The organism is Streptomyces sp. NPDC005303 (assembly GCF_040607335.1).
GTDB lineage: Bacteria > Actinomycetota > Actinomycetes > Streptomycetales > Streptomycetaceae > Streptomyces.
The window spans coordinates 125,045-151,096 of sequence record NZ_JBEXGM010000016.1; the positions used below are offsets into that span (position 1 = coordinate 125,045).

General features: G+C 70.8%; 25 protein-coding genes. 10 read left to right on the forward strand and 15 right to left on the reverse strand.

Annotation, left to right across the window (positions count from 1 at the left end; translation table 11 throughout):
• Positions 1-54: 54 nt before the first annotated feature.
• Both ABZT93_RS22945 and leuA read right to left on the reverse strand, forming a co-directional pair.
• Positions 55-750, reverse strand: a complete 696-nt coding sequence (locus ABZT93_RS22945) for a TerB family tellurite resistance protein (protein WP_356107259.1) — start codon at positions 748-750, stop codon at positions 55-57.
• Between the two features lie 184 nt (positions 751-934).
• Positions 935-2,656, reverse strand: coding sequence for a 2-isopropylmalate synthase (leuA, locus tag ABZT93_RS22950; protein WP_356107262.1), 1,722 nt, complete (start codon positions 2,654-2,656; stop codon positions 935-937).
• A gap of 319 nt (positions 2,657-2,975) precedes the next feature.
• Between leuA and ABZT93_RS22955 the strand changes: the two genes are divergently transcribed.
• From ABZT93_RS22955 to ABZT93_RS22970, 4 genes are read left to right on the forward strand one after another with little or no spacing between them, the layout of a single operon-like run.
• Positions 2,976-4,046 carry a M4 family metallopeptidase gene (locus tag ABZT93_RS22955; RefSeq protein WP_356107265.1) on the forward strand — a complete coding sequence of 357 codons (1,071 nt, stop codon included), beginning with the start codon at positions 2,976-2,978 and terminating at the stop codon, positions 4,044-4,046.
• A gap of 21 nt (positions 4,047-4,067) precedes the next feature.
• Positions 4,068-4,334, forward strand: a complete 267-nt coding sequence (locus ABZT93_RS22960) for a protealysin inhibitor emfourin (RefSeq protein WP_356107268.1) — start codon at positions 4,068-4,070, stop codon at positions 4,332-4,334.
• Between the two features lie 58 nt (positions 4,335-4,392).
• The gene (locus tag ABZT93_RS22965; protein ID WP_356107270.1) at positions 4,393-5,715 is read left to right on the forward strand and encodes a GH1 family beta-glucosidase; all 1,323 of its coding nucleotides are present in this window, start codon (positions 4,393-4,395) and stop codon (positions 5,713-5,715) included.
• A complete protein-coding gene (locus tag ABZT93_RS22970) occupies positions 5,712-6,950 on the forward strand; it encodes an MFS transporter (RefSeq protein WP_356107273.1) in 1,239 nt (412 codons plus the stop codon). The genes ABZT93_RS22965 and ABZT93_RS22970 overlap by 4 nt, the downstream gene beginning before the upstream one ends.
• Positions 6,951-6,983: 33 nt before the next feature.
• Here ABZT93_RS22970 and ABZT93_RS22975 read toward each other — a convergent pair whose 3' ends face one another.
• Positions 6,984-7,838: an NAD(P)-dependent oxidoreductase gene (locus ABZT93_RS22975; protein ID WP_356107276.1), complete on the reverse strand. Its 855-nt coding sequence runs from the start codon at positions 7,836-7,838 to the stop codon at positions 6,984-6,986.
• 118 nt (positions 7,839-7,956) lie between these two features.
• Between ABZT93_RS22975 and ABZT93_RS22980 the strand changes: the two genes are divergently transcribed.
• Positions 7,957-8,811: a helix-turn-helix transcriptional regulator gene (locus ABZT93_RS22980; RefSeq protein ID WP_356107278.1), complete on the forward strand. Its 855-nt coding sequence runs from the start codon at positions 7,957-7,959 to the stop codon at positions 8,809-8,811.
• 206 nt (positions 8,812-9,017) lie between these two features.
• Here the strand turns inward: ABZT93_RS22980 and era are convergent, their stop codons facing one another.
• Positions 9,018-9,977, reverse strand: coding sequence for a GTPase Era (era, locus tag ABZT93_RS22985; protein WP_356107281.1), 960 nt, complete (start codon positions 9,975-9,977; stop codon positions 9,018-9,020).
• 174 nt (positions 9,978-10,151) lie between these two features.
• Here era and ABZT93_RS22990 point away from each other — a divergent pair, with 174 nt between their 5' ends.
• The gene (locus ABZT93_RS22990) at positions 10,152-11,462 is read left to right on the forward strand and encodes an ammonium transporter (RefSeq protein WP_356107284.1); all 1,311 of its coding nucleotides are present in this window, start codon (positions 10,152-10,154) and stop codon (positions 11,460-11,462) included.
• Positions 11,459-11,797: a P-II family nitrogen regulator gene (locus tag ABZT93_RS22995; protein WP_356107287.1), complete on the forward strand. Its 339-nt coding sequence runs from the start codon at positions 11,459-11,461 to the stop codon at positions 11,795-11,797. Before ABZT93_RS22990 ends, ABZT93_RS22995 begins: the two co-directional genes overlap by 4 nt.
• Positions 11,798-11,818: 21 nt before the next feature.
• Here the strand turns inward: ABZT93_RS22995 and ABZT93_RS23000 are convergent, their stop codons facing one another.
• From ABZT93_RS23000 to ABZT93_RS23035, 8 genes are all read right to left on the reverse strand, one after another.
• The gene (locus ABZT93_RS23000) at positions 11,819-12,796 is read right to left on the reverse strand and encodes a DUF916 domain-containing protein (protein ID WP_356107291.1); all 978 of its coding nucleotides are present in this window, start codon (positions 12,794-12,796) and stop codon (positions 11,819-11,821) included.
• 60 nt (positions 12,797-12,856) lie between these two features.
• Positions 12,857-14,173 (reverse strand): beta-xylosidase, encoded by a 1,317-nt coding sequence (locus ABZT93_RS23005; RefSeq protein ID WP_356107294.1) that lies wholly within the window; start codon positions 14,171-14,173, stop codon positions 12,857-12,859.
• Positions 14,174-14,330: 157 nt separating this feature from the next.
• Positions 14,331-14,804: a hypothetical protein gene (locus ABZT93_RS23010; protein ID WP_356107297.1), complete on the reverse strand. Its 474-nt coding sequence runs from the start codon at positions 14,802-14,804 to the stop codon at positions 14,331-14,333.
• Between the two features lie 205 nt (positions 14,805-15,009).
• Positions 15,010-15,363, reverse strand: coding sequence for a cytidine deaminase (locus tag ABZT93_RS23015; protein WP_356107300.1), 354 nt, complete (start codon positions 15,361-15,363; stop codon positions 15,010-15,012).
• A gap of 487 nt (positions 15,364-15,850) precedes the next feature.
• Complete coding sequence (locus ABZT93_RS23020; RefSeq protein WP_356107302.1) at positions 15,851-16,210, reverse strand: MmcQ/YjbR family DNA-binding protein; 360 nt, start codon at positions 16,208-16,210, stop codon at positions 15,851-15,853.
• Complete coding sequence (locus ABZT93_RS23025; protein WP_356107305.1) at positions 16,207-17,514, reverse strand: hemolysin family protein; 1,308 nt, start codon at positions 17,512-17,514, stop codon at positions 16,207-16,209. Before ABZT93_RS23025 ends, ABZT93_RS23020 begins: the two co-directional genes overlap by 4 nt.
• A complete protein-coding gene (gene ybeY, locus ABZT93_RS23030; RefSeq protein ID WP_020136251.1) occupies positions 17,511-18,008 on the reverse strand; it encodes an rRNA maturation RNase YbeY in 498 nt (165 codons plus the stop codon). The genes ABZT93_RS23025 and ybeY overlap by 4 nt, the downstream gene beginning before the upstream one ends.
• 13 nt (positions 18,009-18,021) lie before the next feature.
• Positions 18,022-19,080, reverse strand: a complete 1,059-nt coding sequence (locus ABZT93_RS23035; RefSeq protein WP_356107309.1) for a PhoH family protein — start codon at positions 19,078-19,080, stop codon at positions 18,022-18,024.
• 253 nt (positions 19,081-19,333) lie between these two features.
• On the opposite strand from ABZT93_RS23035, the gene ABZT93_RS23040 reads away from it, so the two are divergent.
• The gene (locus ABZT93_RS23040) at positions 19,334-20,050 is read left to right on the forward strand and encodes an FAD binding domain-containing protein (RefSeq protein WP_356107312.1); all 717 of its coding nucleotides are present in this window, start codon (positions 19,334-19,336) and stop codon (positions 20,048-20,050) included.
• Positions 20,051-20,067: 17 nt separating this feature from the next.
• Here ABZT93_RS23040 and ABZT93_RS23045 read toward each other — a convergent pair whose 3' ends face one another.
• From ABZT93_RS23045 to ABZT93_RS23055, 3 genes are all read right to left on the reverse strand, one after another.
• A complete protein-coding gene (locus ABZT93_RS23045) occupies positions 20,068-21,210 on the reverse strand; it encodes a PfkB family carbohydrate kinase (protein ID WP_356107382.1) in 1,143 nt (380 codons plus the stop codon).
• Positions 21,211-21,461: 251 nt separating this feature from the next.
• Positions 21,462-22,751, reverse strand: coding sequence for a glucarate dehydratase family protein (locus tag ABZT93_RS23050; RefSeq protein WP_356107314.1), 1,290 nt, complete (start codon positions 22,749-22,751; stop codon positions 21,462-21,464).
• The gene (locus ABZT93_RS23055) at positions 22,748-23,701 is read right to left on the reverse strand and encodes a 5-dehydro-4-deoxyglucarate dehydratase (protein ID WP_356107318.1); all 954 of its coding nucleotides are present in this window, start codon (positions 23,699-23,701) and stop codon (positions 22,748-22,750) included. The genes ABZT93_RS23050 and ABZT93_RS23055 overlap by 4 nt, the downstream gene beginning before the upstream one ends.
• A gap of 105 nt (positions 23,702-23,806) precedes the next feature.
• Between ABZT93_RS23055 and ABZT93_RS23060 the strand changes: the two genes are divergently transcribed.
• Positions 23,807-24,610, forward strand: coding sequence for an IclR family transcriptional regulator (locus tag ABZT93_RS23060; protein ID WP_356107322.1), 804 nt, complete (start codon positions 23,807-23,809; stop codon positions 24,608-24,610).
• A 189-nt stretch (positions 24,611-24,799) separates the two neighbouring features.
• Complete coding sequence (locus tag ABZT93_RS23065) at positions 24,800-25,987, forward strand: MFS transporter (protein ID WP_356107325.1); 1,188 nt, start codon at positions 24,800-24,802, stop codon at positions 25,985-25,987.
• Positions 25,988-26,052 lie beyond the last annotated feature (65 nt).

The window sequence follows — 26,052 nt, forward strand, 5'->3', positions numbered from 1 at the left end:
GTTACCGCCCGGGGCGGTCCGGGGCGCGGACTGCTCCCCGGGGCCCGGGGAGTATCAGGACGGCGTCCGGGCCGCCGCTAGCAGCCTGGTCACGTCGTCCGCGCAGATCGTCAGGGCCGTGCCCACCGTGCTGAGGACATCCCGTTCGGCCGGGGTGTACGGGCCGTCCGCGAGGGCGATGCGGGCCGCCTGGAGGAGGACCGACTCACGGCCCGCCGGGGCGAGGTGGGGGGCGAGCGGGTCGAGGGCCTCGTGGAGCTCTATGGCGAGACCGGCTCCGCAGGGGCGGTCGTAGACCCGGCCGGTGTCCTCGGCGAGGGCCTCCACCAGGGCCTCCAGCTGGTCCTCGGTGCAGTCGTCGAAGCCCGCCGCGCGGACCGTGGCGGCCGCGGTCTCCAGGGCGGTGCGCGAGCAGGTGCCGCCCGCCGCCAGGACCGCGAGCGCGACCGTGTGGACGGCGTCGCGCAGCATCGCCGAGAAGCGGTTCGTGGTCGGGTGGTCGAGGACGTCCGTGCCGAAGTGGCGTCGGCAGGCCGCGCATTCCACCACCGGGCCGGTGTCGCCGCGCGGCAGGACCGGGACGCCGAGCAGTGTGAAGCGGCGACGGCCGGTCAGACGCTGGAAGTTGCGGTCGCCACCGCATCCGGGGCAGAAGAACTCGCCGTCACCGACGGTCGTCCACGCGGTACGGGTGCCCAGGAGGCGCGCAGGCCTGACATCACGGTCGTTTCGTCCCGGTCCTGGGAGCACGTCGCACCTCCGTAACGCCGCGGCAACATCGCCGCGCTTGCGTGATGTTAGCCACATCAGCGAGCCGGAGTCAGCACCCCTGACGAGACCCACCCGTGACCTCCACGCGCCGATGGCCGATAAACGACGGGGCCTTGATCGCCGTATACAGCGATCAAGGCCCCGAAACCACCGGTCAGAGGGATTATCGGGCGGCTCGGTTGACGGCCGAGACGACCGCCTTCAGCGAGGCACGCGTCGTGTTCGCGTCGATGCCGATTCCCCACAGAACCTTGCCGTCGATCGCGCATTCGATGTAGGAGGCGGCCTGCGCGGAGGCGCCCTCGCTCATCGTGTGCTCCTGGTAGTCCAGCAGCCGGGCGTCGATGCCGACCTTGGCCAGCGCGTCGAAGAAGGCCGAGATCGGACCGTTGCCACTGCCGGTGAGGACGGTGTCGACGCCGTCGACCGTGGCCTCCACCTTCAGGGTGTCCACGCCGTCGGTGTCGGTGGTCGACTGGCCGTTCTTGACCTGGATACGGCCCCACGGGTTCTCGGGGTTCGGCAGGTACTCGTCCTGGAAGACCGCCCAGATGTCGGAGCCCTTGACCTCGCCGCCCTCGGCGTCCGTCTTGGCCTGGATCAGCTTCGAGAACTCGATCTGCATCCGGCGCGGCAGGTCCAGCTTGTGGTCGTTCTTCAGGACGTACGCGATCCCGCCCTTGCCGGACTGCGAGTTCACCCGGATGACGGCCTCGTAGGAGCGGCCGACGTCCTTCGGGTCGATCGGCAGGTACGGGACCGCCCACTCGATGTCGTCGACGGTGACGCCCTTGGCCTTGGCGTCGGCCTCCATGGCGTCGAAGCCCTTCTTGATGGCGTCCTGGTGGGAGCCGGAGAAGGACGTGTAGACCAGGTCGCCCACGTACGGGTGACGCGGGTGGACCTCCATCTGGTTGCAGTACTCCCACGTACGACGGATCTCGTCGATGTCGGAGAAGTCGATCTGCGGGTCGACGCCCTGCGAGAACAGGTTCATGCCCAGGGTGACCAGATCGACGTTGCCGGTGCGCTCGCCCTGGCCGAACAGGCAGCCCTCGACGCGGTCGGCGCCGGCCATCAGCGCCAGCTCGGCGGCGGCGACGGCGGTACCGCGGTCGTTGTGCGGGTGGATCGAGATGCACACGTACTCGCGGCGGGAGAGGTTGCGGTGCATCCACTCGAAGCGGTCCGCGTGCGTGGAGGGGGTCGAACGCTCCACCGTGGCGGGCAGGTTGAGGATGATCTCGCGGCCCGGACCGGGCTGGTAGACGTCCATCACCGCCTCGCAGACCTCCAGCGCGAAGTCCAGCTCGGTGTCGGTGAAGATCTCCGGCGAGTACTGGTAGCCGAACTCCGTCTCCGGGCCCAGCAGCTTCTCGGCGTACTCCATCACCAGGCGGGTGCCGTCGACGGCGATCTGCTTGATGTCGTCCTTCGAGCCCCGGAAGACGACCCGGCGGAAGACGGGCGCGGTGGCGTTGTACAGGTGGACGGTCGCGCGCTTGGCGCCCTTCAGGGACTCCACGGTCCGCTCGATCAGGTCCTCGCGGGCCTGGGTCAGTACGGAGATCGTGACGTCGTCCGGGATCGCCCCCGGCTCCTCGACGATCGACCGTACGAAATCGAAGTCCGTCTGGCCCGACGCCGGGAAGCCGACCTCGATCTCCTTGTAGCCCATCTTGACCAGCTGGTCGAACATCCGGCGCTTGCGCTCGGGCGACATCGGGTCGATCAGGGCCTGGTTGCCGTCGCGCAGGTCGGTGGAGAGCCAGCGGGGGGCGACGGTGATCCGGTTGTTCGGCCAGGTGCGGTCCGGGATGTCGACCTGCTCGTACTGGCCGTACTTGTGGATCGGCATGGTGCTGGGCTGCTGGCGGTTCGCCATGATTGCGGGGCTCCTCAGGATGTCCGGGAAGGACGGCCGACACGCAACGCGAAGCTCCGCGGGGAGGGAGTCGACCTGGACTACAGGCCCTCGCCGCGGCAGCTAAGAAGAAGCAGCCCGAAACGCATGATGCGCAGAATGCTAGCGGAGCCGCTCCCCGTGCGGGGCGCCGTATCAGTATGCGGGACCAGGGGAGCGAATGGGACAAAAAGTGCGCCATACCACTTCGTCACGGAGCGTGCACTTCCCTGTCCGCATATTTCACCAATCATGGTTGCGGGTAGTGACACGGTCATGACTCAGTGCAAGGGTGCCGGGCATGACGACCAACGGGGGCTTCGAGCCCGTCTTCTGCACCGTCGTACCGCCACACGTCCTCGACAAGCTGGCCAGGAACGACGACCCCGCACTCTCCGGTCCCGCCCGGCGCACCCTGATGCGCGACAGCGAGCTGCGCGGCCGCCGCCGCGTGACGACCGAGTTCGGCCTCGCGGCCGCGCCGACGGCGAAGGCACCGTCGGACCAGCCGCTGCGCACGATCTACGACGCCGGGCACAGGACCGACCTGCCGGGCACGAAGGTCCGCGCCGAGGGCTCCGAGCCCGGCCAGGACGCCACCGTCAACCGCGCCTACGCCGGTCTCGGCGCCACCTTCGACCTCTATCTGAAGGCCTACGCGCGCCACTCGATCGACGGCGACGGCCTCCCGCTCGACGCGAGCGTCCACTTCGACGAGAACTACAACAACGCCTTCTGGAACGGCGAGCAGATGGTGTTCGGCGACGGCGACGGCGAGATCTTCCTCGACTTCACCATCCCGATCGACGTCATCGGCCACGAGCTCACCCACGGCGTCACGCAGTACACGGCGAACCTCACGTACTACGGCCAGCCGGGCGCCCTGAACGAGTCGATGTCCGACGTCTTCGGCTCGCTCATCAAGCAGTACACGCTCGGCCAGACCGCCGCCGAGGCCGACTGGCTGATCGGCGCGGGCCTGCTCGCGCCCAGCGTCTCCGGAAAGGCGCTGCGCTCGATGAAGGAGCCGGGCAGCGCGTACGACGACGACGTGCTCGGCAAGGACCCGCAGCCGGCGACGATGGACGACTACGTCCGCACCGGCCGCGACAACGGCGGGGTGCACATCAACTCGGGCATCCCGAACCACGCGTTCTACCTGGTCGCCACCGCTCTCGGCGGCCACGCCTGGGAGCGCGCGGGCCAGATCTGGTACGACGTCCTCACCGGTGGCGAGCTCTCCGACCGCGCCCTCTTCAACGACTTCGCGGGGCTCACCGTCAAGGCCGCGCGCGAGCGCTTCGGTGACGGGGGCGACGAATTCCAGGCCGTGTCGAAGGCCTGGGAGCAGGTCGGGGTGCGGATCCTGTGAGTCCGTACTAGACAGGGACCCATGCGTATTCAGGTGCGGCGCACGGGCGGGTTCGCGGGCATCGAGCGGCACAAGGAGGTCGACACCTCCGGGCGGCCCGATGCCCACGAATGGCAGGCCCTGGCCGAGAAGGCGGTCGCCGCCGGCCGGGTCACCCCGCCGATCGGGGTTCCGGACGGCTTCAAGTACGAGATCACCGTGGACGGCCGGACGGTCTACGCGGCCGATCCCCGGCTGACGGAGGAGCAGCGGGCGCTGATCTCGAAGGTACTCAAAGAGGGCGCGTAACTGCTTGTTCACGCCTGCCCGTTGACTTCCTTACCCGTCGGTACGGATGATCCGGCGCATGGCGACTCAAGAGCATCCGATCCCCCGGTTCCCGGCAGGCTTCCTGTGGGGCGTCTCGACCTCGGCGCATCAGATCGAGGGCGCGGCGGACGAACGCGAGCGGTCCGTGTGGGACACCTTCACGGCCGAACCGGGACGGGTGAAGGACGGCTCGACGGCGGCGGTGGCCTGCGACCACTACCACCGCTACCGCGAGGACGTCTCCCTGCTGGCCGGCCTGGGCGTGGACGCGTACCGCTTCTCGGTCTCCTGGCCCCGGGTGCGCTCCGAGGGCGGCCTCGACTTCTACGACCGTCTCGTGGACGAACTGGTCGCGGCGGGCGTCCGTCCGGTCCCGACGCTCTTCCACTGGGATCTGCCGGTGGCGTTCCAGGAGAAGGGCGGCTGGCTGGAGCGGGACACGGCGTCCCGCTTCGCCGAGTACGTGTCCCTGGTGGCCGACCGTCTCGGCGACCGCGTCAAGAAGTGGATCACCGTCAACGAGCCCGCCGAACACACCCTGTTCGGCCACGCGCTCGGCGCCCACGCCCCGGGCGAGCAGCTGATGTTCGACGCGCTGCCCGCCGCCCACCACCAGCTCCTCGGCCACGGCCTGGCCGTACAGGCGCTCCGCGCGGCCGGCGCCACGGACATCGGGATCGCCAACTCGCACGGCCCGACCTGGCCGGCCTCCCAGGAGCAACCGGACGTGGAGGCGGCGGACTTCTACGACCTGCTGCTGAACCGGCTGTTCGCGGACCCGGTACTGCTGGGTGAATACCCTTCCGGCCTGGGCGAGTTGATGCCGGGCGATGTGGCGGCCGACCTCAAGGTCATCAGCGAGCCGCTCGACTTCTACGGCGTCAACTACTACTCCCCGACCCGCGTGGGCGCCCCGCAGGGCGAGGACATCGAGTTCGGCGGACTGACGATCCCCGCCGAACTCCCCTTCTCCGTCCAGGAGATCGAGAACGTCCCGGTGACGGACTTCGGCTGGCCGGTGGTCCCGGAGGGGCTCACCGAACTGCTCACCGCCTTCCACGAGCGCTACGGCGACCGGCTCCCGCCCGTCGTCATCACCGAGAACGGCTGCTCCTACGAGGGCGTCGACGACCAGGACCGGATCGCCTACCTCGACGGCCACATCCGCGCCCTGCACCGGGCGGTCGAGGCGGGTGTGGACGTGCGCGGGTACTTCGTGTGGTCGCTGATGGACAACTTCGAGTGGGCGGAGGGCTACGCGCGCAGGTTCGGGCTGGTGCACGTCGACTTCGAGACGCTGGCCAGGACCCCGAAGGCGTCGTACGCGTGGTACCAGGAGCTGCTCCGGGCCCAGAGGTGAGCACGGCCCTCTCCGAGCCGGTCGACCGGGTCGGCAAGGGCTGGACCGCCTCACTGTCCCTCGCCAACGTGGCGATCTGGGTGGGCTGGTACGGCCCCCTGCAGATCCTGCTGGCCCGGCAGGCGGAGGACTTCGCACCCGGCACCGGCATGTCGAAGGAGACGCTGCTGGCGTGGGTGACCGGGGTGGGTGCGGTGGTGTCGCTGGCGGCGAACCCGTTCTTCGGCGCGCTGTCGGACCGCACCACGGCCCGCTGGGGTCGCCGCAGCCCGTGGATCGTGGCCGGTGCCGCGGGCGGCGCGCTGTCACTCTTGGTGCTCGCCGGGGCGGGCGGGCTGTGGGTCATGACGCTCGGCTGGTGTCTGGTCCAGCTGACCCTGAACGCGGCCTTCGCGGCGGTCACGGCGGCCGTCCCCGACCGGGTGCCACGGCTCCAGCGGGGCGCGGTCGGCGGCTGGATCGGGGCGGCGCAGATCCTCGGCGCGGTCGTCGGCACGGGCCTGGCGACCGCGGCGGGCGGGATCGCGGCGGGCTATGCGGCGTGCGCGGTGTTCACGCTGGCGGGTGTGCTGCCGTACGTGCTCCGCCACAGGGATCTGACACTGGCGGCGACGGACCGCCCCGCCTGGTCCTGGCGGTCGTTCGCCCGCGGCTTCTGGATCGGCCCGCGCCGCCACCCCGACTTCGCCTGGGCCTGGCTGACGCGCTTCCTGATCAACCTCAGCAACGCGCTGGTGATCCTCTACCTCCTCTACTACCTGCGCGACCGCCTGCACCACGACGACCCCGAACAGGGCGTCCTGATCCTCACCGCGGTGGACAGCGTGGCGCTGCTGGCCACGGTCGTGGTGGGCGGCATCTGGTCGGACCGGGTGGGCCGCCGCAAGCCCTTCGTACGCTGGTCCGGCGTCCTGATGGCGCTCGCCACGGCCCTGCTCGCCGGGTGGCAGACCTGGCCGAGCGCGATCGTCGTGGCGGCGCTGCTCGGCGTGGGCCTCGGGGTGTTCATGTCGGTCGACTTCGCCCTGATGACGGACGTCCTGCCGAAGGCCTCGGACCGGGGCAAGGACCTGGGCGTCATCAACGTCGCGAACGCCCTGCCCCAGGTGGCCGCCCCCGCACTGGCAGCGCCGATCGTCACGCACCTGGGGGGATACAGGGTCCTGTACGGGGTGGCGGCGGTGGTGGGTCTGGCGGGGGCGGTACTGGTGGGGCGGATCCGCGGGGTGGAGTGAGGCGGGGTGGAGTGAGGCGGGGTGAATTGAGCTCTAGAGTGCTCCGGCTTCTCGCGCCGCGTACACCGACGGATACACCGGCCGATACCCCAGCTCCCGCCGAATCCGCTCCGTGGACATGATCACCAGCCACGGGTCGGGGTCGGTCCGCTCGTACGACTCCTCCGGGATCTCGGCCCCGTTGAGCTGATGCAGCTCCACCGCGGTCATCGGGGCGTCGTCGGCGATGTTGTAGACCCGCCCCGAGATCCCCGGCGCGTGCAGGATCCGCAGCAACCCCTGGGCCACATCCACATGGTGTCCCACGTGCAGCCGCTGGTTCGACGCCCAGTTCTTCGCCCACATCAGGGACTGGGCGAGATGCGGGTCCCCCTCGCCGTAGACGAAGGGGAGCCGCCCGACGCGCACGTCGAGCCCCTCCATGGCCAGCAGCCGCCGCTCGGCCTCCGCCTTGGACTCGGGATAGGCGCCCCACATCGCCCCGCCGGGCCGGCTCTCGTCGTCCTCGGTGAGCGGCCTGCCGCGCCCGGTGCCGTACACGAGACCGGTGCTGACCTGTACGAACCTCCGTACACCGGCTGCCTGTGCGGCACGGCCCAACTCCACCGCCGCGTCCCGGTTGACGGCCCACGCCTCCTCGTCCGGCACTCCCCGGAAGGCCGCGGCGACGTTCACGACCGCGTCGGCCCCGGCGACGGCCTTGCCGAGCACCTCACTGTCCCGCAGATCTCCCACGACGACCTCGGCGCCGAGCTCCGCGAAGGGTTCACCGCGGGCCGTGTCCCGCACCAGCACCCGTACCCGCTCCCCCGGCCGGGACTGCGCCAGCAGCCTCGGCACGAAGCGCCGGCCGACCTGTCCCGTCGTGCCTGTCACCAAAGTCAGCATGTTGTGCTCCTCTCGTCGGGACCAGCGTGGAACGACCGCGCGGGCACCGGGAGAGACCTCTTGATCAGGGGATCGGCAGTCCCTGGATAAGCCGGACGGGGTGCCGCACGCTGGAGGGGTGAACCGAGCCGAACTCGCCGACTTCCTGCGCCGCGGCCGCGCCCGCCTGAACCCGTCCGACGTGGGCCTGACACCGGGCGCCCGGCGCCGTACGCCCGGGCTGCGCCGCGAGGAGGTGGCCCAGCTGGCGGGGATGTCGGTGGACTACTACACGCGGCTGGAGCAGTCCCGGGGCCCGCGCCCCTCCCGTCAGATGCTGACCGCGCTGGCCCGGGCGCTGCGCCTGACCGACGTGGAGCAGGACCATCTGTTCCACCTGGTCGGCGAGGAGCCCCCGCGCCGCGAGACGGGGTCGGCGCATGTCCGCCCGGGGCTGCTGCTGATCCTGGACCGGCTGCACGACACTCCGGCGCAGGTGGTCAACGACTACGGCGAGGTGCTGGCGCAGAACGCGATGGCGAAGGCGCTGGTCGGCGACGCGATGTCCCGTCCGCGCCGCGAGCGCAACCTGACCCGGCGCTTCTTCCTGGACCCGACCGCGCGCACGCTCTTCCCCGAGGAGGACCTCGCGGACCACGCGCGCACCCAGGTGGCCACCCTGCGCGCGGTGACCGCGGCCCGCCCCGACGACCCGGAACCGGCCGCGCTGGTCGCCGAACTCCGTTCTGCCAGCGAGGAGTTCGCCCGCCTGTGGGACGAGCACGAGGTGTCCCAGCGCAACAAGGCGACGAAGCGCTTCGTGCACCCCGTGGTCGGGCTGCTGGAACTCGACTGCGAGGTCATGGTCAGCCACGAACACCACCACCTCCTGGTCGTCCACACGGCCCGCCCGGGGACGGAGGCATACGAACGCCTCCAACTGCTGAGAGTGGTGGGACTGCAGAACATGCACCCGCAGGGGGCGATCTCCTAGGGGGTCCCGGGACCCCCTAGAACCCCAACTTCCGCAACTGCCGAGGATCCCGCTGCCAGTCCTTCGCCACCTTCACGTGGAGGTCCAGGCTGCATCGACATGCGGCTACCGCCGCGCGGCCGGCGTGGCAGCACCTCGATCTGCCCGCACAGCCTGACGCCGACCTCCCGCAGACCGCTACCGCAGCAAACCCCCACCCACCCCGCTCAGAACCCCAACTTCCGCAACTGCCGAGGGTCCCGCTGCCAGTCCTTCGCCACCTTCACGTGCAGATCCAAGAAGACCGGTGTGCCGAGCAGGGCCTCGATCTGCTTGCGGCTCTTGATGCCGACCTCCTTCAGGCGCTTGCCCTTGGGGCCGATGATGATGCCCTTCTGGCTGGGGCGCTCGATGTAGACGAAGGCGTGGATGTCGAGGAGGGGCTTGTCGGCGGGGCGGTCCTCGCGGGGCAGCATCTCCTCGACGACCACCGCGATGGAGTGCGGCAGCTCGTCGCGGACACCCTCCAGCGCGGCCTCGCGGATCAGCTCGGCGATCATGACCTGCTCGGGCTCGTCCGTGAGGTCGCCCTCGGGGTAGAGCGCGGGCCCCTCCGGGAGGAGCGGGACGATCAGGTCGGCCAGCAGACCCACCTGCTTGTCGCCGACCGCCGAGACGGGCACGATCTCCGCCCACTCGAAGCCCAGCTCCTTGCCGAGCTGGTCGATCGCGATGAGCTGCTCGGCGAGGGTCTTGGAGTCCACGAGGTCGGTCTTCGTGACGATCGCGATCTTCGGCGTCTTCTTGATCGACGCGAGTTCCTTCGCGATGAAACGGTCACCGGGGCCGAGTTTCTCGTTCGCCGGCAGACAGAACCCGATCACGTCGACCTCGGCCCAGGTGGTGCGTACGACGTCGTTCAGCCGCTGGCCGAGCAGCGTGCGCGGCTTGTGCAGCCCAGGGGTGTCGACCAGGATCAGCTGGGCTTCGGGCCGGTGCACGATCCCCCGTACCGTGTGCCGCGTCGTCTGCGGCTGATCCGCCGTGATGGCGACCTTCTGGCCGACCAGAGCGTTCGTGAGGGTGGACTTGCCCGCGTTGGGGCGGCCCACGAAGCAGGCGAAGCCGGCGCGGTGGGGGGCCTCCGACGATGCCGACGGCTCGGATGACTGACTGCGAACGCTCATGCGCCCCATTCTCCCTGATCCACAGAGCCCCGCCGCACAGGCGCCCGAGTAGCCGCGCCCCGGTGAGCTTCCCGAAACCTCCACGCAACGAAACATCACGGAAACACCGACGTGCTCAACCGGAAACGCACGCCGGTGAACCTCTGACGAGCCCCCACCTGGTTGGAGACCTCCATGTCCCTCGCCGCGCAAGGCGTCGACACCGGCGACACCGCCTGGCTGCTCGCCGCCACCGCCCTCGTCCTGCTGATGACCCCGGGGCTCGCCCTGTTCTACGGCGGCATGGTCCGCACGAAGAGCGTCCTCAACATGCTGATGATGAGCTTCGTGTCGATCGCCCTGGTCACGGTGGTCTGGCTCACCGCCGGCTACTCCCTCGCCTTCGGTGATGACATCGGGGCAGGGCTCCTCGGCGGCCTCGAACACGCCGGCATGAGCGGCCTCGGCCCCGACAGCGTCCAGGGCACCGTCCCCACCCTCCTCTTCGCCACCTTCCAGCTCACCTTCGCGATCATCACGGCGGCGCTGGTCAGCGGCGCGATCGCGGACCGGGCGAAGTTCGGGGCGTGGCTGGTGTTCGTCCCGGTCTGGGCACTGCTCGTATACGTTCCCGTCGCCCACTGGGTGTGGGGCCCGGGCGGCTGGGTCCTGGACAGGCTCGGCGCGCTCGACTTCGCGGGCGGTCTGCCCGTCGAGATCACCTCCGGGGCCTCCGGTCTCGCCCTCGCGCTGGTCCTCGGCCCGCGGCTGGGCTTCAAGAAGGACGCCATGCGCCCGCACAACCTCCCCATGGTCGTCCTGGGCGCGGGCCTGCTCTGGTTCGGCTGGTTCGGCTTCAACGCGGGCTCGGCCCTCGGCGCCAACGGTGTCGCCGCCGCCGTCTTCCTCAACACCCTCGCCGCCGGCTGCACCGGCCTGCTCGGCTGGCTCTTCGTCGAGCAGAAGCGCGACGGCCACCCGACCACGCTCGGCGCCGCGTCCGGCGCGGTCGCGGGCCTGGTCGCGATCACCCCGTCCTGCGGCTCGGTCTCCCTCCTGGGCGCGCTGGTCGTCGGCCTCGCCGCCGGTGTCGTCTGCTCGTACGCGGTGGGCTGGAAGTTCAAGCTGAACTACGACGACTCCCTCGACGTCGTCGGTGTCCACCTGGTCGGCGGAGTCATCGGCACGCTGCTGATCGGCGTGTTCGCGGAGAAGGCGATGACCGGCGGCGCCGAGGGTCTGCTCTACGGCGGCGGGCTCGCCCAGCTCGGCAAGCAGCTGGTGGCCGTGGTCGCCGTGGGGGCGTACGCCTTTCTGGTGACGTACGGCATCGGGAAGCTGATCGACAAGGTGATGGGCTTCCGGGCCGACGAGGAGCACGAGCACACCGGCCTGGACCTTACGGTGCACGCCGAGACCGCATACGATCACGGCGTCCTGGGCCATGGCGCCCCGGTCAGCGCGTCCTCCGTCCCCTCCGCCCAGAAGGTCAAGACCCAGGCATGAAGCTCATCACCGCGATCGTCAAGCCGTACCGCCTCGACGAGGTCAAGACCGCGCTGCAGGAGATCGGCGTCCACGGTCTGACCGCGACCGAGGCCAGCGGCTACGGCCGCCAGCGCGGCCACACCGAGGTGTACCGCGGCGCCGAGTACCAGGTCGACCTGGTCCCCAAGGTCCGCATCGAGGTCGTCGTCGACGACGCCGACGCCGACACCGTCATCGACGCGATCGTCAAGGCCGCCCACACGGGCAAGATCGGCGACGGCAAGGTGTGGGCGCTGCCGGTGGAGACGGTCGTACGGGTGCGGACGGGCGAGCGCGGTCCGGACGCGCTCTAGGCGAACGGGAACGGGAGGCTTTCAGGGGCGCGGGGAACTGCGCGACAAGCCCCCACCGGCCCGCAGCCGCAAACGAACCCACATCCCCCCTCCCACACCACCAGCCACGAACAACACCACCGCGACCAACCACGGCAACGCAAAGAAACCCGCACTCGCCGACTCGTGAGTGCCCTTCGCACTCGCCGTCAACTTCACGTCCCCCCAGTCGAGTTGCGGCGCCCCGCGCCACGGCTCGCTCAGCCGTACCCGTTGCCCGGGCAGCAGCTCACCCGGAATCTTCACCAGGTCGCGCGCCAGCAACGTCCGCCCGAACAACCCCGTCGCCCGCAGCTCCACCTTCGGGTTCAGGGTGACGTTGCCGGTGTTGCGCAGGGTGTACGAGATCGTCGCACCGCTGTCCCCCAACCCCGGTACCAGCGGCTGGTGATGGCTGACGCGGACGTCCTCGACGGCGATCGCCGGCACGGTCGGCCCGCCCACCCGCAGATAGATCCTCGCGGCGACGGCCCGCTGCACACCGAGCGCCACGGCGCCCCCACCCTTGTCGATCCGTTCGTCCAGCGCCACCAACGCGCCGGGGTGGTCGCCCGGTTCGGCGCCCTCGGGCACCGACAGGGTGAAGGGCACGGTGACCTTGCCGTGCGCGGGAACGGTCACCCGGGACTTCGCGGGCCTCGCCCAGGCCCCCACCCCGCGCTGCTTCTCCGCGACCGTCCGCACGGCGAAACCGCCGTCGCGGGCGGTGTTGTAGGCGTCGGCGGCGTAGAGGCGGAAGCTCAGCGGCTCACCGGTCTTGTTGCTGACGACCACCTTGTCGTCGATGCTCTGCCCGGGGTCGGCGGACAGATAGAAGTAGGGCCGCGCGGCGACCTGGGAGGCGGCGGGATACACGGACCAGCTGCCGTTGTCGGCGCCGTACGCGGGCGCGGCGGCCATGACCGAGAACAGGCTGAACGGGCTGAACAGGCTCAGGAGGATGACGTACAGCTTTCGCATGGGTGCGGACCCCCACGGGTGCGAGAAGGACGGGACGGGCGGGTGCGGGCGCCCGTACGGTCAGCTGAGCGTGAGGGTGAGAACGCCGGAGTACGTGCCGACAGGCGTGAACGCCGGTACGTTCAGGGAGAGTCCGGCATCCACCGTGAACTCACCGCCGGTGACGGCGGAGTTGGGGGTGGAGGCGAGAGTCGCTCCCGAGACGCCGACCGTGCCGGCGGAACCGGCCCGGCAGGTGCTCGGGCTGCCCGCCTTGGTGGCGCAGGCGGGGCTCCAGCTCAGCGCACCGGCGTCGATCTTGGCGCCGGGTCCGGTGAAGTCGGTGACCTTGCCGGTGAGGGACCAGCCGGCCGGACCACCGCGGAAGTCCTTGACCGTCACCTGGTTCAGATTGCCGGTCGAGGCGCCGCCCTTGCCGTAGTCCACCGCCGAGAGGCTGACGGAGTCCCCGGCCTGGGACATGGACAGCGTGCCCGCCTTCACCGTGGTGGTGACCTTCTGGCTGCCGGCCGGGACGGGCGTGTCGTCGATGACCACGTACGCCTTCGGCCCGGCGCCCTTGGCGTCGCTCCACGCGCTGCCCTCGTACGCCACGACACCGGTCGTCGTCTTGTCGTTGACGACGAGCGAGCCGCTGAAGGCGCCCGAGGAGTTGACGGTGGCGGTGGCGGTGTCCGCGGTCTGGGCGCTGCCTGCCCGCCCGGCCAGGGTGACCGTCGCGCCCGGGGTGAACTTGCTGCCGGTGACGGTGACGCTGTCGCCGGGCTTCCCGGAGGCCGCACCCAGCGATATGTCCCGCTCGTTGACCGGGTTCGCGTCCGTCGCGGTGACCGTCTCGGACACCGGGGCGGGCGGGGTGATCACCGTGCAGGGCGTGTCCAGTTCGAGGATGTAGCTGGTGTGGATGTTGTAGTCGCCGGGCGAGAGGGTGATCGCGCCGGGTGAGGTGACCTTGAAGGTGCCGGTCATGGAGAACGACGGGAAGGCGCCGTTGCCCGGCACCGGGTCGTTCTTCTTCGGTCCGGCGACCGTCACGGCGCCGGTCTGGGCGCCGCCGAGGGCGACCTTGCCGGTCGGCGTCATGATGTCGGCCGGCAGGGCGATGGCCGTGGGGTTGCTGGCGGCCGGCTTGACCACCGTGTAGGTCACGGTGACGGTGTCGCCCACCTTGGGGCTGGTGTTGTCCACGGCGATCCTGGCCGTCGTGGTGCCGTCGATCGGCGGGATGCCCGCGACCGCGGGCGGGATGCAGTGCGTGGCGAAGTCCACGTCGGTGGCGGCACCGGCCGGACAGGCCAGTGCACCGCCCGCGGTGACCGCGAGCGCGGTCGCCCCGAGAAAGGACGCCAGACGGCGTCTTCGAGTCATCGAACCCATGGATGTGCCCCCTCCGGAAGCTCCTGAAGTCCTGCGCCGACAGGGGGCATTGATGTGTGGATCGCGTGAGAAGTCAATGGAGTTGCCGCAGAAACCTGACGGGATGTCAGTTCCTGCGGCAACCAAGGGACCTGCTCCGAAGCGCCGGCGCCGGAGGTCAGTCGAAGACGAACGGGCCCGGTGCCTGCGGACCGGTCGCCGTGCAGGTCACGGTGATCCCGAAGACGACGATCTGGAGTGAACCGCCGTACGACTCCAGGCTGTCGCCGGACGCCACGGTTCCGTTGAGGGGTCCGACGGTGACGGGGTCACCGGCCGCGATGGCGGGGTTCTCGTTACCGGTGAAGGTGGTGGTGCCGCCGTTCGCGTTCACGAAGGTGAGGGTCGAGGAGATCGAGTCCTCGGAGAGCGCGAGCGGAGCGTTGATCGCCGAGGTGACGGTCACGGTGGCCGCGGTGCCGTCCTGGGTGGCGGTGAGAGTGGCCTGACCGCTGCCGTAGATGCCGCAGTCCGCGTCGATGGTCGCGGTGTCGGGGGCGACGGCCAGGGCGGCGGGTGCGAACGCGAGTCCGGCGGCCGCGAGCGTGCCGACCGCCAGTGCCGCACCAGTGCCTATGCGCTTGCCTTTCATGGAATCCGGTTCCCTTCCCGTGGTGGGGACTGCCATGTGGGGATGGACGGGGGGTGCGTCCCGACGGACGGCCGGGCTTCACGGGGCGTGGTGCGGGACGCCGCGCGAGCTGGGATCTGACGGTCCGTCGGAATCTCCGGTTCCATTGATGCGCGTGGGACGAGGGAGGGCAAGGCGGAATTCCGGCCAAGTGTTACCCGGAGTATCAGCCGGCGGTGACGGTACCGCGCACGGTGCCGTCGGCCCCCGCCACCAGCACCGGGGTCTGCGGCCCACCCAGGTCCCGGACGGCGGCCAGGTCCTCGTCGGAGGCCGCTTCGGCATCCGTCACCACCGCCGCCGCCTCCAGGGACTTCGCCCCGGACGCCACAGCCATGGCCACCGCGGTCTGCAGCGCGCTCAGCTTGAGGGACGCCAGGTCGACGGTCCCGGCCACATACGTCCGCCCGGTCTCGTCCCGCACGGCAGCTCCCTCGGGCACCCCGTTACGGGCCCGCGCCGAACGGGCCAGGGTGACGATCTTGCGGTCCTCGGGGTCAAGCGCACTGTTGTCGGTCATGACAGGAGCATACGAACCGGGGCGACGGCACCGGCCCCACGGGGGGCACGCCGCGCCCGAAGCCACCGCGCCCCGCGGCAAGCCACACACCCGAAGCCACCACCCACCGGGGACTACCCCGACCGGTCACGGAAACCGCCACCCGACCGGGCCCGCGACCGCACCCGCACCCGCACCCGCACCCGCACCCACTGCTCACCGGAAGAGACCCCGAAACCAAAGCCGCCGCCCGACCGGAGGCACCCCGACACCACAGCCACCCCCCGCCAGGGAAGACCGACCGCGACCGAAGACACCACCCCGGGGAAAAATGCCGGCCGCCGCCCGCCGGAGGGCAATCCACCCGCCCGCTCTCTCACCCCGCACGGGGTACATCGCCCCCGCGCCGCCCCTCCGGTGAGGCCAGCCACGGGTGGGCAGGACGACGGTCAGGTCGGAACTGGCACTCGCGGCGGCGGTACTGGTCGCGACGGGACCGCGAGGGCGCTCAGGGGCGGTCCAGACGCAGCCGCTCGGCGCGCGGTAGACCGGCCACCACCAGGTCGTACGAGTCCTCGACGAGCTCCCGGACCACACGGTCCGGGAGCTCGCCGTCGACCGTGACGGTGTTCCAGTGGCGCTTGTTCATGTGGTAGCCGGGGACGATCAGCCCGGGGTGGTCGGCGCGCAGCCGGATCGCGTCCTCGGGGTCGCACTTGAGGTTGACCGTCAGGGGCCGCGCGTCCAGGTTCGTCAGCGCGAAGAGCTTGCCCAGCACCTTGAAGACCGAGGTCTCGGGGTTGAACGGGAAGTCCTCCACCACCGCGTTGAAGGAGAGACAGAGGGCGCGCAGTTCCTGGGGGGTCACTGGGACTCCTTCTCCTCTTCGGCGGCTTCGACGGCGCCCACCGGCTCCACCAGGACCGTCACGATCTTGTTCCGGCGCCCGGCCGCGGCCTCCGCGGTCAGGCGGAGCTGCCGGCCGTCCGGAAGTTCGACGACGGCTGACGCCCCGGCGATGGGCACACGGCCCAGCGCCTTCGCCAGCAGCCCACCGACGGTCTCCACGTCCTCGTCGTCATACTCGTCGAGCCCGTACAGCTCACCGAGGTCGGTGATGTCGAGGCGGGCGGTGACCCGGTGGCGGTCGTCGCCGAGGTCCTCCACCGGCGGGAGTTCACGGTCGTACTCGTCGGTGATCTCACCGACGATCTCCTCGAGGATGTCCTCGATCGTGACGATGCCGGCCGTGCCGCCGTACTCGTCGATGACGACGGCGACGTGGTTGCGGTCCTGCTGCATCTCGCGCAGCAGGTCACCGGCGTTCTTGGTGTCGGGCACGAAGGCGGCGGGCCGCATGGCCGTGGACACCAGCTCGCTCTCCGCGTCCCGGCTGATGTGCGTCTTTCGGACCAGGTCCTTCAGATACACGATCCCGACGATGTCGTCCTCGCTCTCCCCGGACACCGGGATGCGCGAGAAACCCGAACGCAGCGCGAGGGTCAGCGCCTGACGGATCGTCTTGTAGCGCTCGATGACGACGAGATCGGTCCGCGGGACCATGACCTCCCGCACCAGCGTGTCACCCAGCTCGAAGACCGAGTGCACCATACGGCGCTCCTCGTCCTCGATCAGGGACTCCTTCTCGGCGAGGTCGACCAGCGCGCGCAGCTCCGCCTCGGAGGCGAAGGGGCCGCGCCTGAAGCCCTTGCCGGGGGTCAGCGCGTTGCCGATGAGAATCAGCAACGACGGGATGGGGCCCATGATCCGGGCCAGCGGGAGCAGGACGTACGCGGCCGCGGTGGCCGTGTTGAGGGGATGCTGACGTCCGATGGTCCGCGGGGACACTCCCACCGCGACGTACGACACCAGCACCATGACGCCGATCGCGACCAGCAGGGCCCTGGTGGTGCCCGGGAACTGCTGGAGGCAGGCGTAGGTGACCAGGGCGGCCGCCGCCATCTCGCAGGCGACGCGCACCAGCAGCGCCACGTTGAGATAGCGGGTCGGGTCGGCGGCGATCTGCGCCAGCTTGGCGCTGCCCCGCCGCCCGTTCCGTACGGCCTCCTCGGCGCGGAAGCTGGAGACGCGCGCGAGGCCCGCCTCCGCGCAGGCGGCGAGCCAGGCGACGACGACCAGGGCGATCGCGCCGGAGACGAGGGGCAGACTCATGAGACGGTCGGCGCGGGAGACGGACCGGTCAGCCCCTTCTCCTGCCTCCACCCGTCCACGATGGCCGCCTGGAGGCCGAACATCTCCGCCTTCTCGTCCGGCTCCTCGTGGTCGTAGCCGAGCAGGTGCAGCACCCCGTGGACGGTGAGGAGCTGGAGCTCCTCGTCCATGGAGTGCTGCGTCTCGGCCTCCTCGCCCTGCTTCTTGGCGACCTCGGGGCAGAGCACGATGTCCCCGAGGAGGCCCTGCGGGGGCTCGTCGTCGTCCTTGCTGGGCGGCCTGAGCTCGTCCATCGGGAACGACATGACGTCGGTGGGCCCCGGCAGGTCCATCCACTGGATGTGCAGCTGCTCCATGGCGTCCTCGTCCACGACGATCACCGAGAGCTCGGAGAGCGGGTGGATGCGCATCCGCGCGAGGGCGTAGCGGGCGATGTCGAGGATCGCCTGCTCGTCGACCTCGGTTCCGGACTCGTTGTTGACGTCGATCGACATGGTGCTGGCTTGTCTACTTCCGCTTGTTCCGGCTGCCCTTGTGGGTGCCGTTCTCCGTACCGTTCTCGGTGTCGTACTTCTCGTACGCGTCGACGATACGGCCGACCAGCTTGTGCCGTACGACGTCCTGGGACGACAGGCGGGAGAAGTGCACGTCCTCCACACCCTCCAGGATGTCCTGCACCTGCCGCAGCCCGGACTTGGTCCCGTTGGGCAGGTCGACCTGCGTCACGTCACCCGTGATGACGATCTTCGAGTCGAACCCGAGCCGGGTCAGGAACATCTTCATCTGCTCGGGGCTCGTGTTCTGGGCCTCGTCCAGGATGATGAAGGCGTCATTGAGGGTGCGACCCCTCATATACGCCAGCGGCGCCACCTCGATCGTCCCCGCGGCCATCAGCTTCGGGATCGAGTCCGGGTCCAGCATGTCGTGCAGGGCGTCGTACAGCGGGCGCAGGTAGGGGTCGATCTTCTCGTAGAGGGTGCCGGGCAGGAAGCCCAGCCGCTCTCCCGCCTCCACCGCGGGGCGGGTCAGGATGATGCGGTTGACCTGCTTGGACTGCAGGGCCTGCACCGCCTTGGCCATGGCGAGGTAGGTCTTGCCGGTACCGGCGGGGCCAATGCCGAAGACGATCGTGTGCTTGTCGATCGCGTCGACGTACCGCTTCTGGTTGAGGGTCTTGGGGCGGATGGTGCGGCCGCGCGAGGACAGGATGTTCTGTGTGAGCACCTCGGCCGGGGTCTCCTGGCCGTCGCTCGTCCCGTTCTCACTCGCTCGCAGCATGGCGATCGAGCGTTCCACTGCGTCCTCCGTCATCGGCTGTCCGGTGCGGAGCACCAGCATCATCTCGTCGAACAGGCGCTGCACGAGGGCGACGTCGGCCGCCGCGCCGGTAGCGCTGATCTCATTGCCCCGGACATGGATGTCGGCCGCCGGGAAGGCCTTCTCGATCACGCGCAGGAGCGAGTCGCCGGACCCCAGGACCGAGACCATGGGGTGGTGGGCGGGGACGGTGAACTGTGCTCTCGCCTGTCCCTGCGCGGGGCTGTGACCTGTGGGTGTCTGAGTCATGGGCCGGCGCTTAAGGCCTGCGGTTCCTCCTCGTCACGGCCGCGCAACGTGAGGCGGCCTCGCGGTTCCAAGGGTACGACGGTGCACTGACAACGCCGTAGGGCTTTTCGGCGATGAGGGCGCCCTCGGTGCCGCGATGAGCCCTGCATGCTCCCCCCTCACCCCGGGGAAGAATGCGCTCGCTGCCACGTGCGTTCGAAGACCTGGGTCGCGGTGGTGGCCATGGAGCTCGTATGGAGAAAGCAGGAAGACCGTGCTGTTGCGTCTGCCCACGTCCCTGCCCGAGGCACAGGAGTGTCTGACCGACGGGGCCGTGCCCGTCGGCGGTGCCACGCTCGTGTGGGCCGCGTGGCAACGCGACGGTTTCCCCGAGCAGGCCGTGTCGCTGCGCGAGGTGCCGGAGGCGAACGTCCTGGGGGCCGGGGAGATCGGGGCGGCGGTCCTGCTGCACCGGATCGACGAACAGGTGCCGGAGGTGCTGCACCGGGCCGCGGCCGGCATCGGCACCGGGGCCGTGCGCCGGACCGCCACGGTCGGCGGGAACATCGTCGGCAGCACTTTGCGCTGTCTGCTGCCCGCGGCCCTCGTCCTGGACGCCCGCGCGCAGGTGCTGGCGACGGAGGGGCCGTTCGAGGCCGACCTGGCCGAGCTGCTCGCCAAGAAGCCGTTGCTGCTGAGCCTGCGCTGGGAAGACCCCCTGGTCAGCGGCTACCGCAAGGTGGCCGAGGCTCCTGGCGGCCCGCCGCCCCTGGTCGTCGCCACGGCCGTGGCCGCGGGCGCCCGCCGTGTGCTGCGCGTCGCGGTCCGCGACGGCTACGACTTCCTGAGCGAGACAGTGCCCTGCGACGCGGGTGCGGACAGCGCGCTCGACGCCTTGAGCGGCACGGCGATCGGGGCGCTGCCCGCCGAGGCCCGTGAGGTGGTCCGGGAACAGGTGCTGTCCACGCTTGAGCGGGCCCCGGACCTCTGAGGTCAGGTCGACCGGCGTCAGGCCGACCGGCCGAACCCGATCGTCGGCACCGCTCGCCGCAGTGGCCAGCCCGGGGCCGTCTCCTCCGGGATCATGTCCGCCAGGAACGCGTACCGGCGCAGCGCGGCCGGGTCCTGGGAGTCGACGGACTGGACCTTGCGCCACCAGGCGCCGATCTCGGACCAGCCCGGCGCGGACAGGGAGCCGCCGAACTCCTGGACGGAGAGGGCGGCGGTCAGGCCGGCGAAGGCCAGCCGGTCCGCCAACGGCCAGCCGGCGAGGGTGCCGGTGACGAAGCCGGCCACGAAGACGTCCCCGGCGCCGGTCGGGTCGAGTGCCTCGACCTCGATCGCCGGGACCTCGGCGGCCTCTCCGGTACGCCGGTCCACCGCGTACGCGCCCTCCGCGCCGAGGGTGACCACGGCGAGCGGCACATGCTCGGTGAGCGCGTGCGCGGCCTCACGGGGGCAGGAGGCGCCGGTGTAGCGCATCGCCTCCTCCGCGTTCGGCAGGAAGGCCTCGCAGTGTTCGAGGTCGGCGAGGCCGGCCAGGTCCCAGGCACCGGTCTCGTCCCAGCCGACGTCGGCGAAGATGCGGGTGCCCTTGCCCGCCGCCTGGGCGATCCAGGGGGCGCGCTTGCCCGGCTCCAGCGAGGCCACGGCCGCACGCGCGCGTGGCGGGCAGTTCGGCGCGGGCTCCTCGGGGGGCGGCTCGTGGCCGTGGGAGACCATGGTGCGCTCGCCCTCGTACGCCATGGACACGGTGACCGGGGAGTGCCAGCCGGGGACCCTGCGCGACGGGGAGAGGTCGATGCCCTCGCCCTGCTCCAGGGTGTCCCAGCAGTACTCGCCGTAGTGGTCGTCGCCGAAGGCGGCGGCCAGCGAGGTGCGCAGCCCGAGCCGGGCCAGGGCCGTCGCCATGTTCGCCACGCCACCGGGGCTCGACCCCATCCCGCGTGCCCAGGACTCGGTCCCGCGCACCGGGGCGGAGCCGAGCCCGGTGAAGATGATGTCGAGGAAGACGGTGCCGGTGAGATAGACGTCCCAGGGCGGATCGTCGGGTACTCGCAGAGCTGCGAGAGGGTCGACCCGGGCCTGGCCCTGCCCGGTCCCTCCGAAGTGCGACGATCCCTTTCCGGTGGACGCGTTGGACGCGATCACGGTGCGCTCCCTGGACGTGGTGCGGATCAGGCCAGTCTGCACCACACCACCGACATCAGGTCGGCGCTCACCCGCGACCCGCCCGGCACGTCGAATCCAGCCCTCCGGCGTTTGAGGAGCGAGGGTCCAGGGGGCGGAGCCTCCTGGAGGCGGGGTCGAAGGGGCGGCAGCCCCCGGAGGCGGGGTCGAAGGGGCGGCAGCCCCTGGAGGACGGGACGGGTAGGGGCGGCGGGGGCGAGAATGATCCCCGCCTACCAGCGAGGCACGACCGGCGTCACCCACCCCGGCTCGGCCACTCGCATGGCCGCGGCGTCATCCCGCTCCCGCAGCCCCCCGTCGTCATCCACCCACCGCCGATGCAGGAACTCCACCTTCTCCCGGTCGAGTTCGACCCCGAGTCCGGGCGCATCGGACACCATGACCCTGCCGTGCGAGAAGACCAGCCGCTCGGTCAGCACATCCTCCGACTGCCACGGATAGTGCGAGTCACAGGCATGGTGGAGATTCGGCACGGTGGACGCCACGTGTGTCATCGCGGCCAGCGAGATCCCCAGATGGGTGTTGGAGTGCATGGACACTCCCACTCCGAACGTCCGGCAGATCGCGGCGAGTTGCTGGGTGTTCCGCAGCCCGCCCCAGTAGTGGTGATCGGAGAGCACCACCTGAACGGCGTCCCGGGCGAACGCCTCCTTGATCTCCGCGAAGGTCGTCACGCACATGTTGGTGGCCAGCGGAACACCGGTCCCGGCGGACACCTCGGCCATGGCGGCGGTCCCCAGCGCGGGATCCTCCAGATACTCCAGGACGTCCCCGAGTTCCCGGGCCACCTCCAGCGAAGTCGCCACGCTCCAGGCCCCGTTGGGGTCGAGCCGCAAGGGGTGCCCGGGGAACGCCTCGGCGAGGGCCCTGATCGCCGCGATCTCCTCGTCCGGCGGGAAGACCCCGCCTTTGAGCTTGAAGGAGGTGAAGCCGTACCGCTCCGTGAACAGCCGGGCCTGCTCCACCACTCCCGCGGGATCGAGGGCCGCCCCCCAGTCGTCCTTCTCGGAGGCGATGCCCTCGGGATGAGCGGCCCACTTGTAGAACAGGTAGGCGCTGTACTCGACCGCGTCCCGCACCTTGCCCCCGAGCAGGGCGTGCACCGGCAGCCCGAGCGCCTTGCCCAGCGCGTCCAGACACGCCACCTCGAACCCGGAGACGACGGACAGCCGCAGCTTGTCGGCGGTCTGGACTCCGCGCAGTCCACCGACGTCGACCTGGCCGGAGACCCGGGAGGAGTCGACGGCCACCTGGTCCGCCACCGTGAACAGTCCGTTCAGGTCGCCGACCTGACGTCCGATCAGTTTCGACGCGAACGGCCGGGCCAGTTCCAGGTACTTCGTGTCGCCGTACGTCTCCCCGACCCCCACGACCCCGTCGGCGGTCTCGACCTCGACGATCAGCCGGGGCGTGTACGGCTGGTGCACGCCCTGGGTGTTCAGCAGTGGCGGATCGGCGACCAGGATCGGCGTCAACCGGACGTCGGTGATCGTGAGGTTCACAGTGCGGCTCCTACGAGGTCGAGACCGGTGGTCAAAAGCAGGCGCAGGTCCGCCAGATCGGCGTCCGAGGGATCGGTGAGCGGGGCGCGCACCGGCCCGACCGGGCACCCCCGCAGCCGTGCGGCCGCCTTCACCAGGGAGACGGCATACCCGGGCACCCGGTCCCGGAGTTCGACGAGCGGAACATAGAAGTCGCGCAGCAGCTTCTCGGCCGTGCCTGCGCCCGCGTCGCCGTCGCGCAGGGCGGTGAAGAAGGCGTTCGCGATCTCGGGGGCGAAGGCGTGGACGGCCGAGGAGTAGGCGGGGACGCCGACGGTGGCGTAGGCGCGGGCCTGGATCTCGGCGGTGGAGGCGCCGTTGAAGAACAGGAAGCCCTCGGGGGCGGCGAGGGTGAGGCGCTGGAGCCGGTCGAGGTCGCTGTGCCCGTCCTTGAGCCCGATGACGCCGGGGATCTCGGTGACCTGCCGGAACGCGCTCACGCCGAAGGCGACCTGGCCGCGCTGGTAGGCGATGAGGGGCAGCCGTGTCCGGGCCGCGATCTGCTCCAGTTGGGCGACCAGGCCGTCCTGCGGGGCGGCGACCAGGTAGTGCGGCAGGACGAGCAGGGCGTCCGCGCCCGCCTCCTCGGCGATCCGGGCGAAACGGACGGCCTGCGCCCAGCCGTAGCCGATCCCCGCGACGACGGGCACGCGTCCGGCGGCCTCCTCGACCGCGATGGTGACGACCTGCCGGTACTCGTCCTCGTCCAGCGAGAAGAACTCACCGGTGCCGCAGGCCGGGAAGACCGCGCCCGGTTCCCGGCCCAGCTGCGCGGCGATGTGCGCGCGGAAGCCGTCCGGGTCGAGGGTGCCGTCGTCGTGGAAGCTCGTGAGCGGGAACGACAGCACGCCGCGTGCCATGCCGTCCCGCAGTCGTCGGGCCGTGTCCGGGTTCGGGGTCACCCTCGCCATCTCCCTATGTAGACACAATCTACGTATGAAGATGGAGATTAGGTAGGCGAATCCCGCCCGTCAATGGGTCGGCCCCGTCCTTGCCGGGCCGTTTACGATCGGCGCATGTCAGAGACAGGGGCCGAGCGCCCGGAGACCGGCGGTGTCCGCGAGGTGAAGTCGGCGGCCCGCACGGTCGAGCTCCTCGAACTGCTGGCCGCGCGCGGCGACCGCCCGGCACGGCTCCAGGAGCTCGCGGACGAGCTCGGCGTGCCGCGCAGTTCGATGTACGCCCTGCTCCAGACCCTGATCTCGCGCGGCTGGGTCCGCACCGACATCACCGGCTCGCTCTACGGCATCGGCATCCACGCCCTGCTGACCGGCACCAGCTATCTGGACTCCGACCCGCGCGTCCGGGTCGTACGGCCGTATCTCGACGAGGCGTCCGAGGCACTGGGCGAGACGATCCATCTGGGCCGGCTCGACGGCCGGGACGTGGCCTACCTGGCGACGCGCGAGTCGCACGAATACCTGCGGACCATCAGCCGGGTCGGCCGCCGGCTGCCCGCGCACGTCGGCGCGCTGGGCAAGGCGCTGCTGGCCGAGTGGCCCGACGAACGGCTCCCCGAGGGGCCGTACGAGGCGCGCACTCCCAACTCCCACACCACTCGCGCCGCCTTGCTGACCGACCTCGCCGAGGTGCGCGCCCGCGGCTACTCGATCGACCGGGAGGAGGGCGTCCTCGGCATCGTCGGCTTCGGCTTCGCCCTGCGCTACGACTCCCCCGCCCAGGACGCCATCAGCTGCTCGGTGCCGGTCGCCCGTCTGACGCCGGAGCACGAGCAGCAGATCATCGCGGTGATGCGGGAGATCAGGAGCAAGATCGAGGCGACGGCACCGGGTGCTGGGGGCGCCCCGCACTGGCGTTAGCCACACCGAAAAGGCCCTCGTCTACCCGACGCCTCCCACCCCAAACGGAACGTGATCCAGATCACGCCACCCGGGCTGTCTCCGCAACCGTGTGCTTGATACAAATTCTTCGCGCGTTCCTGTCCGTCGACGGCCTGCGCCCAACCCCCCTTTTTGAGCCGCTTCTTTTCGCATGCCCTGGGAACGCCCGTGTTCGCCCGTCGCTCCACCCTGCCCTGGCCCCTCATCGCCCTTTTCACGGCCGGGTACCTCGCCCCCTACCTCCTGCCCACGACCGTCGGCAGGCTCGACTCGGGGCTGCCGCTCACCGCCACCGAGGCGGGCGCCGTCGGCAGCGCGCTGCTGCTGAGTTCGGCGGCGGCAGGCTTCCTGCTCGCCTCCCGCGTCGACCGCGTCGGCCCCCGCACCCTCGCCCGTATCGGCCTGACCCTCGCCGTCCTCGGCTACGGCGGCGCCGCCCTCGCCCACGCCGTCCCGGCCGTCATCGTGGGGGCGCTGATCGGCGGCTTCGGATCCGGTACGTCGACGGCGGTGGCCGCCACCGGCATCGCCGCCCAGCCGGACCCGCACCGCGCCACCACGGTCGGCCTGCTCGGCGTCTCCGCACTCGCCGGCGCCGTCTACCTGGCCGTCCCCCACCTGGGCCCAGGCCACGGCCAGCCCCTCGCCGCGATCGCCGTCACCGCGCTGGCGGTCTGGCCCCTGACGGGCCGTCTCCCCCTCGCCACGGCCCCCGCCCGAAGCCGTGAGACAGGCGCCCCGCTCCCCCACCTGCGAGCCGGCCTCCTCCTCGCCGCCACCCTCCCCTGCTGGTCCCTCGCCCAGAACGCCCTCTGGGGCGTCAGCGGCCGCATCGGCCTCATCCAGGCCGGTCTCTCCGAGGCGACGGTCGGCGCGGTCTTCGCGATCGCGCTGGGCGCGGGTCTGCTGGGCGTCGTCGGCGCGGGCGCCCTCGGCCCGCGCCTGGGCCGCGCGCTCCCCATCGGCGGCGGCACCGTCCTCATCGCCGTCTGCATCACCCTCAGCGCCTCGGCGACCGACCTGACGTCCTTCGCGTCCGGCGAGATCGCCTGGAACACCCTCTACCCGATCGTCCTGTCGTACGTCATCGGCCTCGCCGCCTCCCTGGACCCGCGCGGCCGCTGGGCGGTCCTGGTCGGCTCGGCATCGTCCCTGGGCACGGCAGCGGGCCCCCTGACGGGCAGTCTGCTGGCCACCGAGACCGGCTTCCCGGTGATGGGCATGGTCCTGGCAGCGGGCCTGCTGCTGATCGCGGTGCCGATGACGGCGGTGGCGATGGGGGCGGGCAGGCGTCAACTCCCGGTGGTGGAGATCCAGGTGGAGACCCAGGTGTACGACAAAGCAACGGCAGCGTAAGGCTTTTAGGGGCGCGGGGCTGCATCGATCAGCGGCTCCGCCGCGCGGGCGCGACCAGCCCCCAC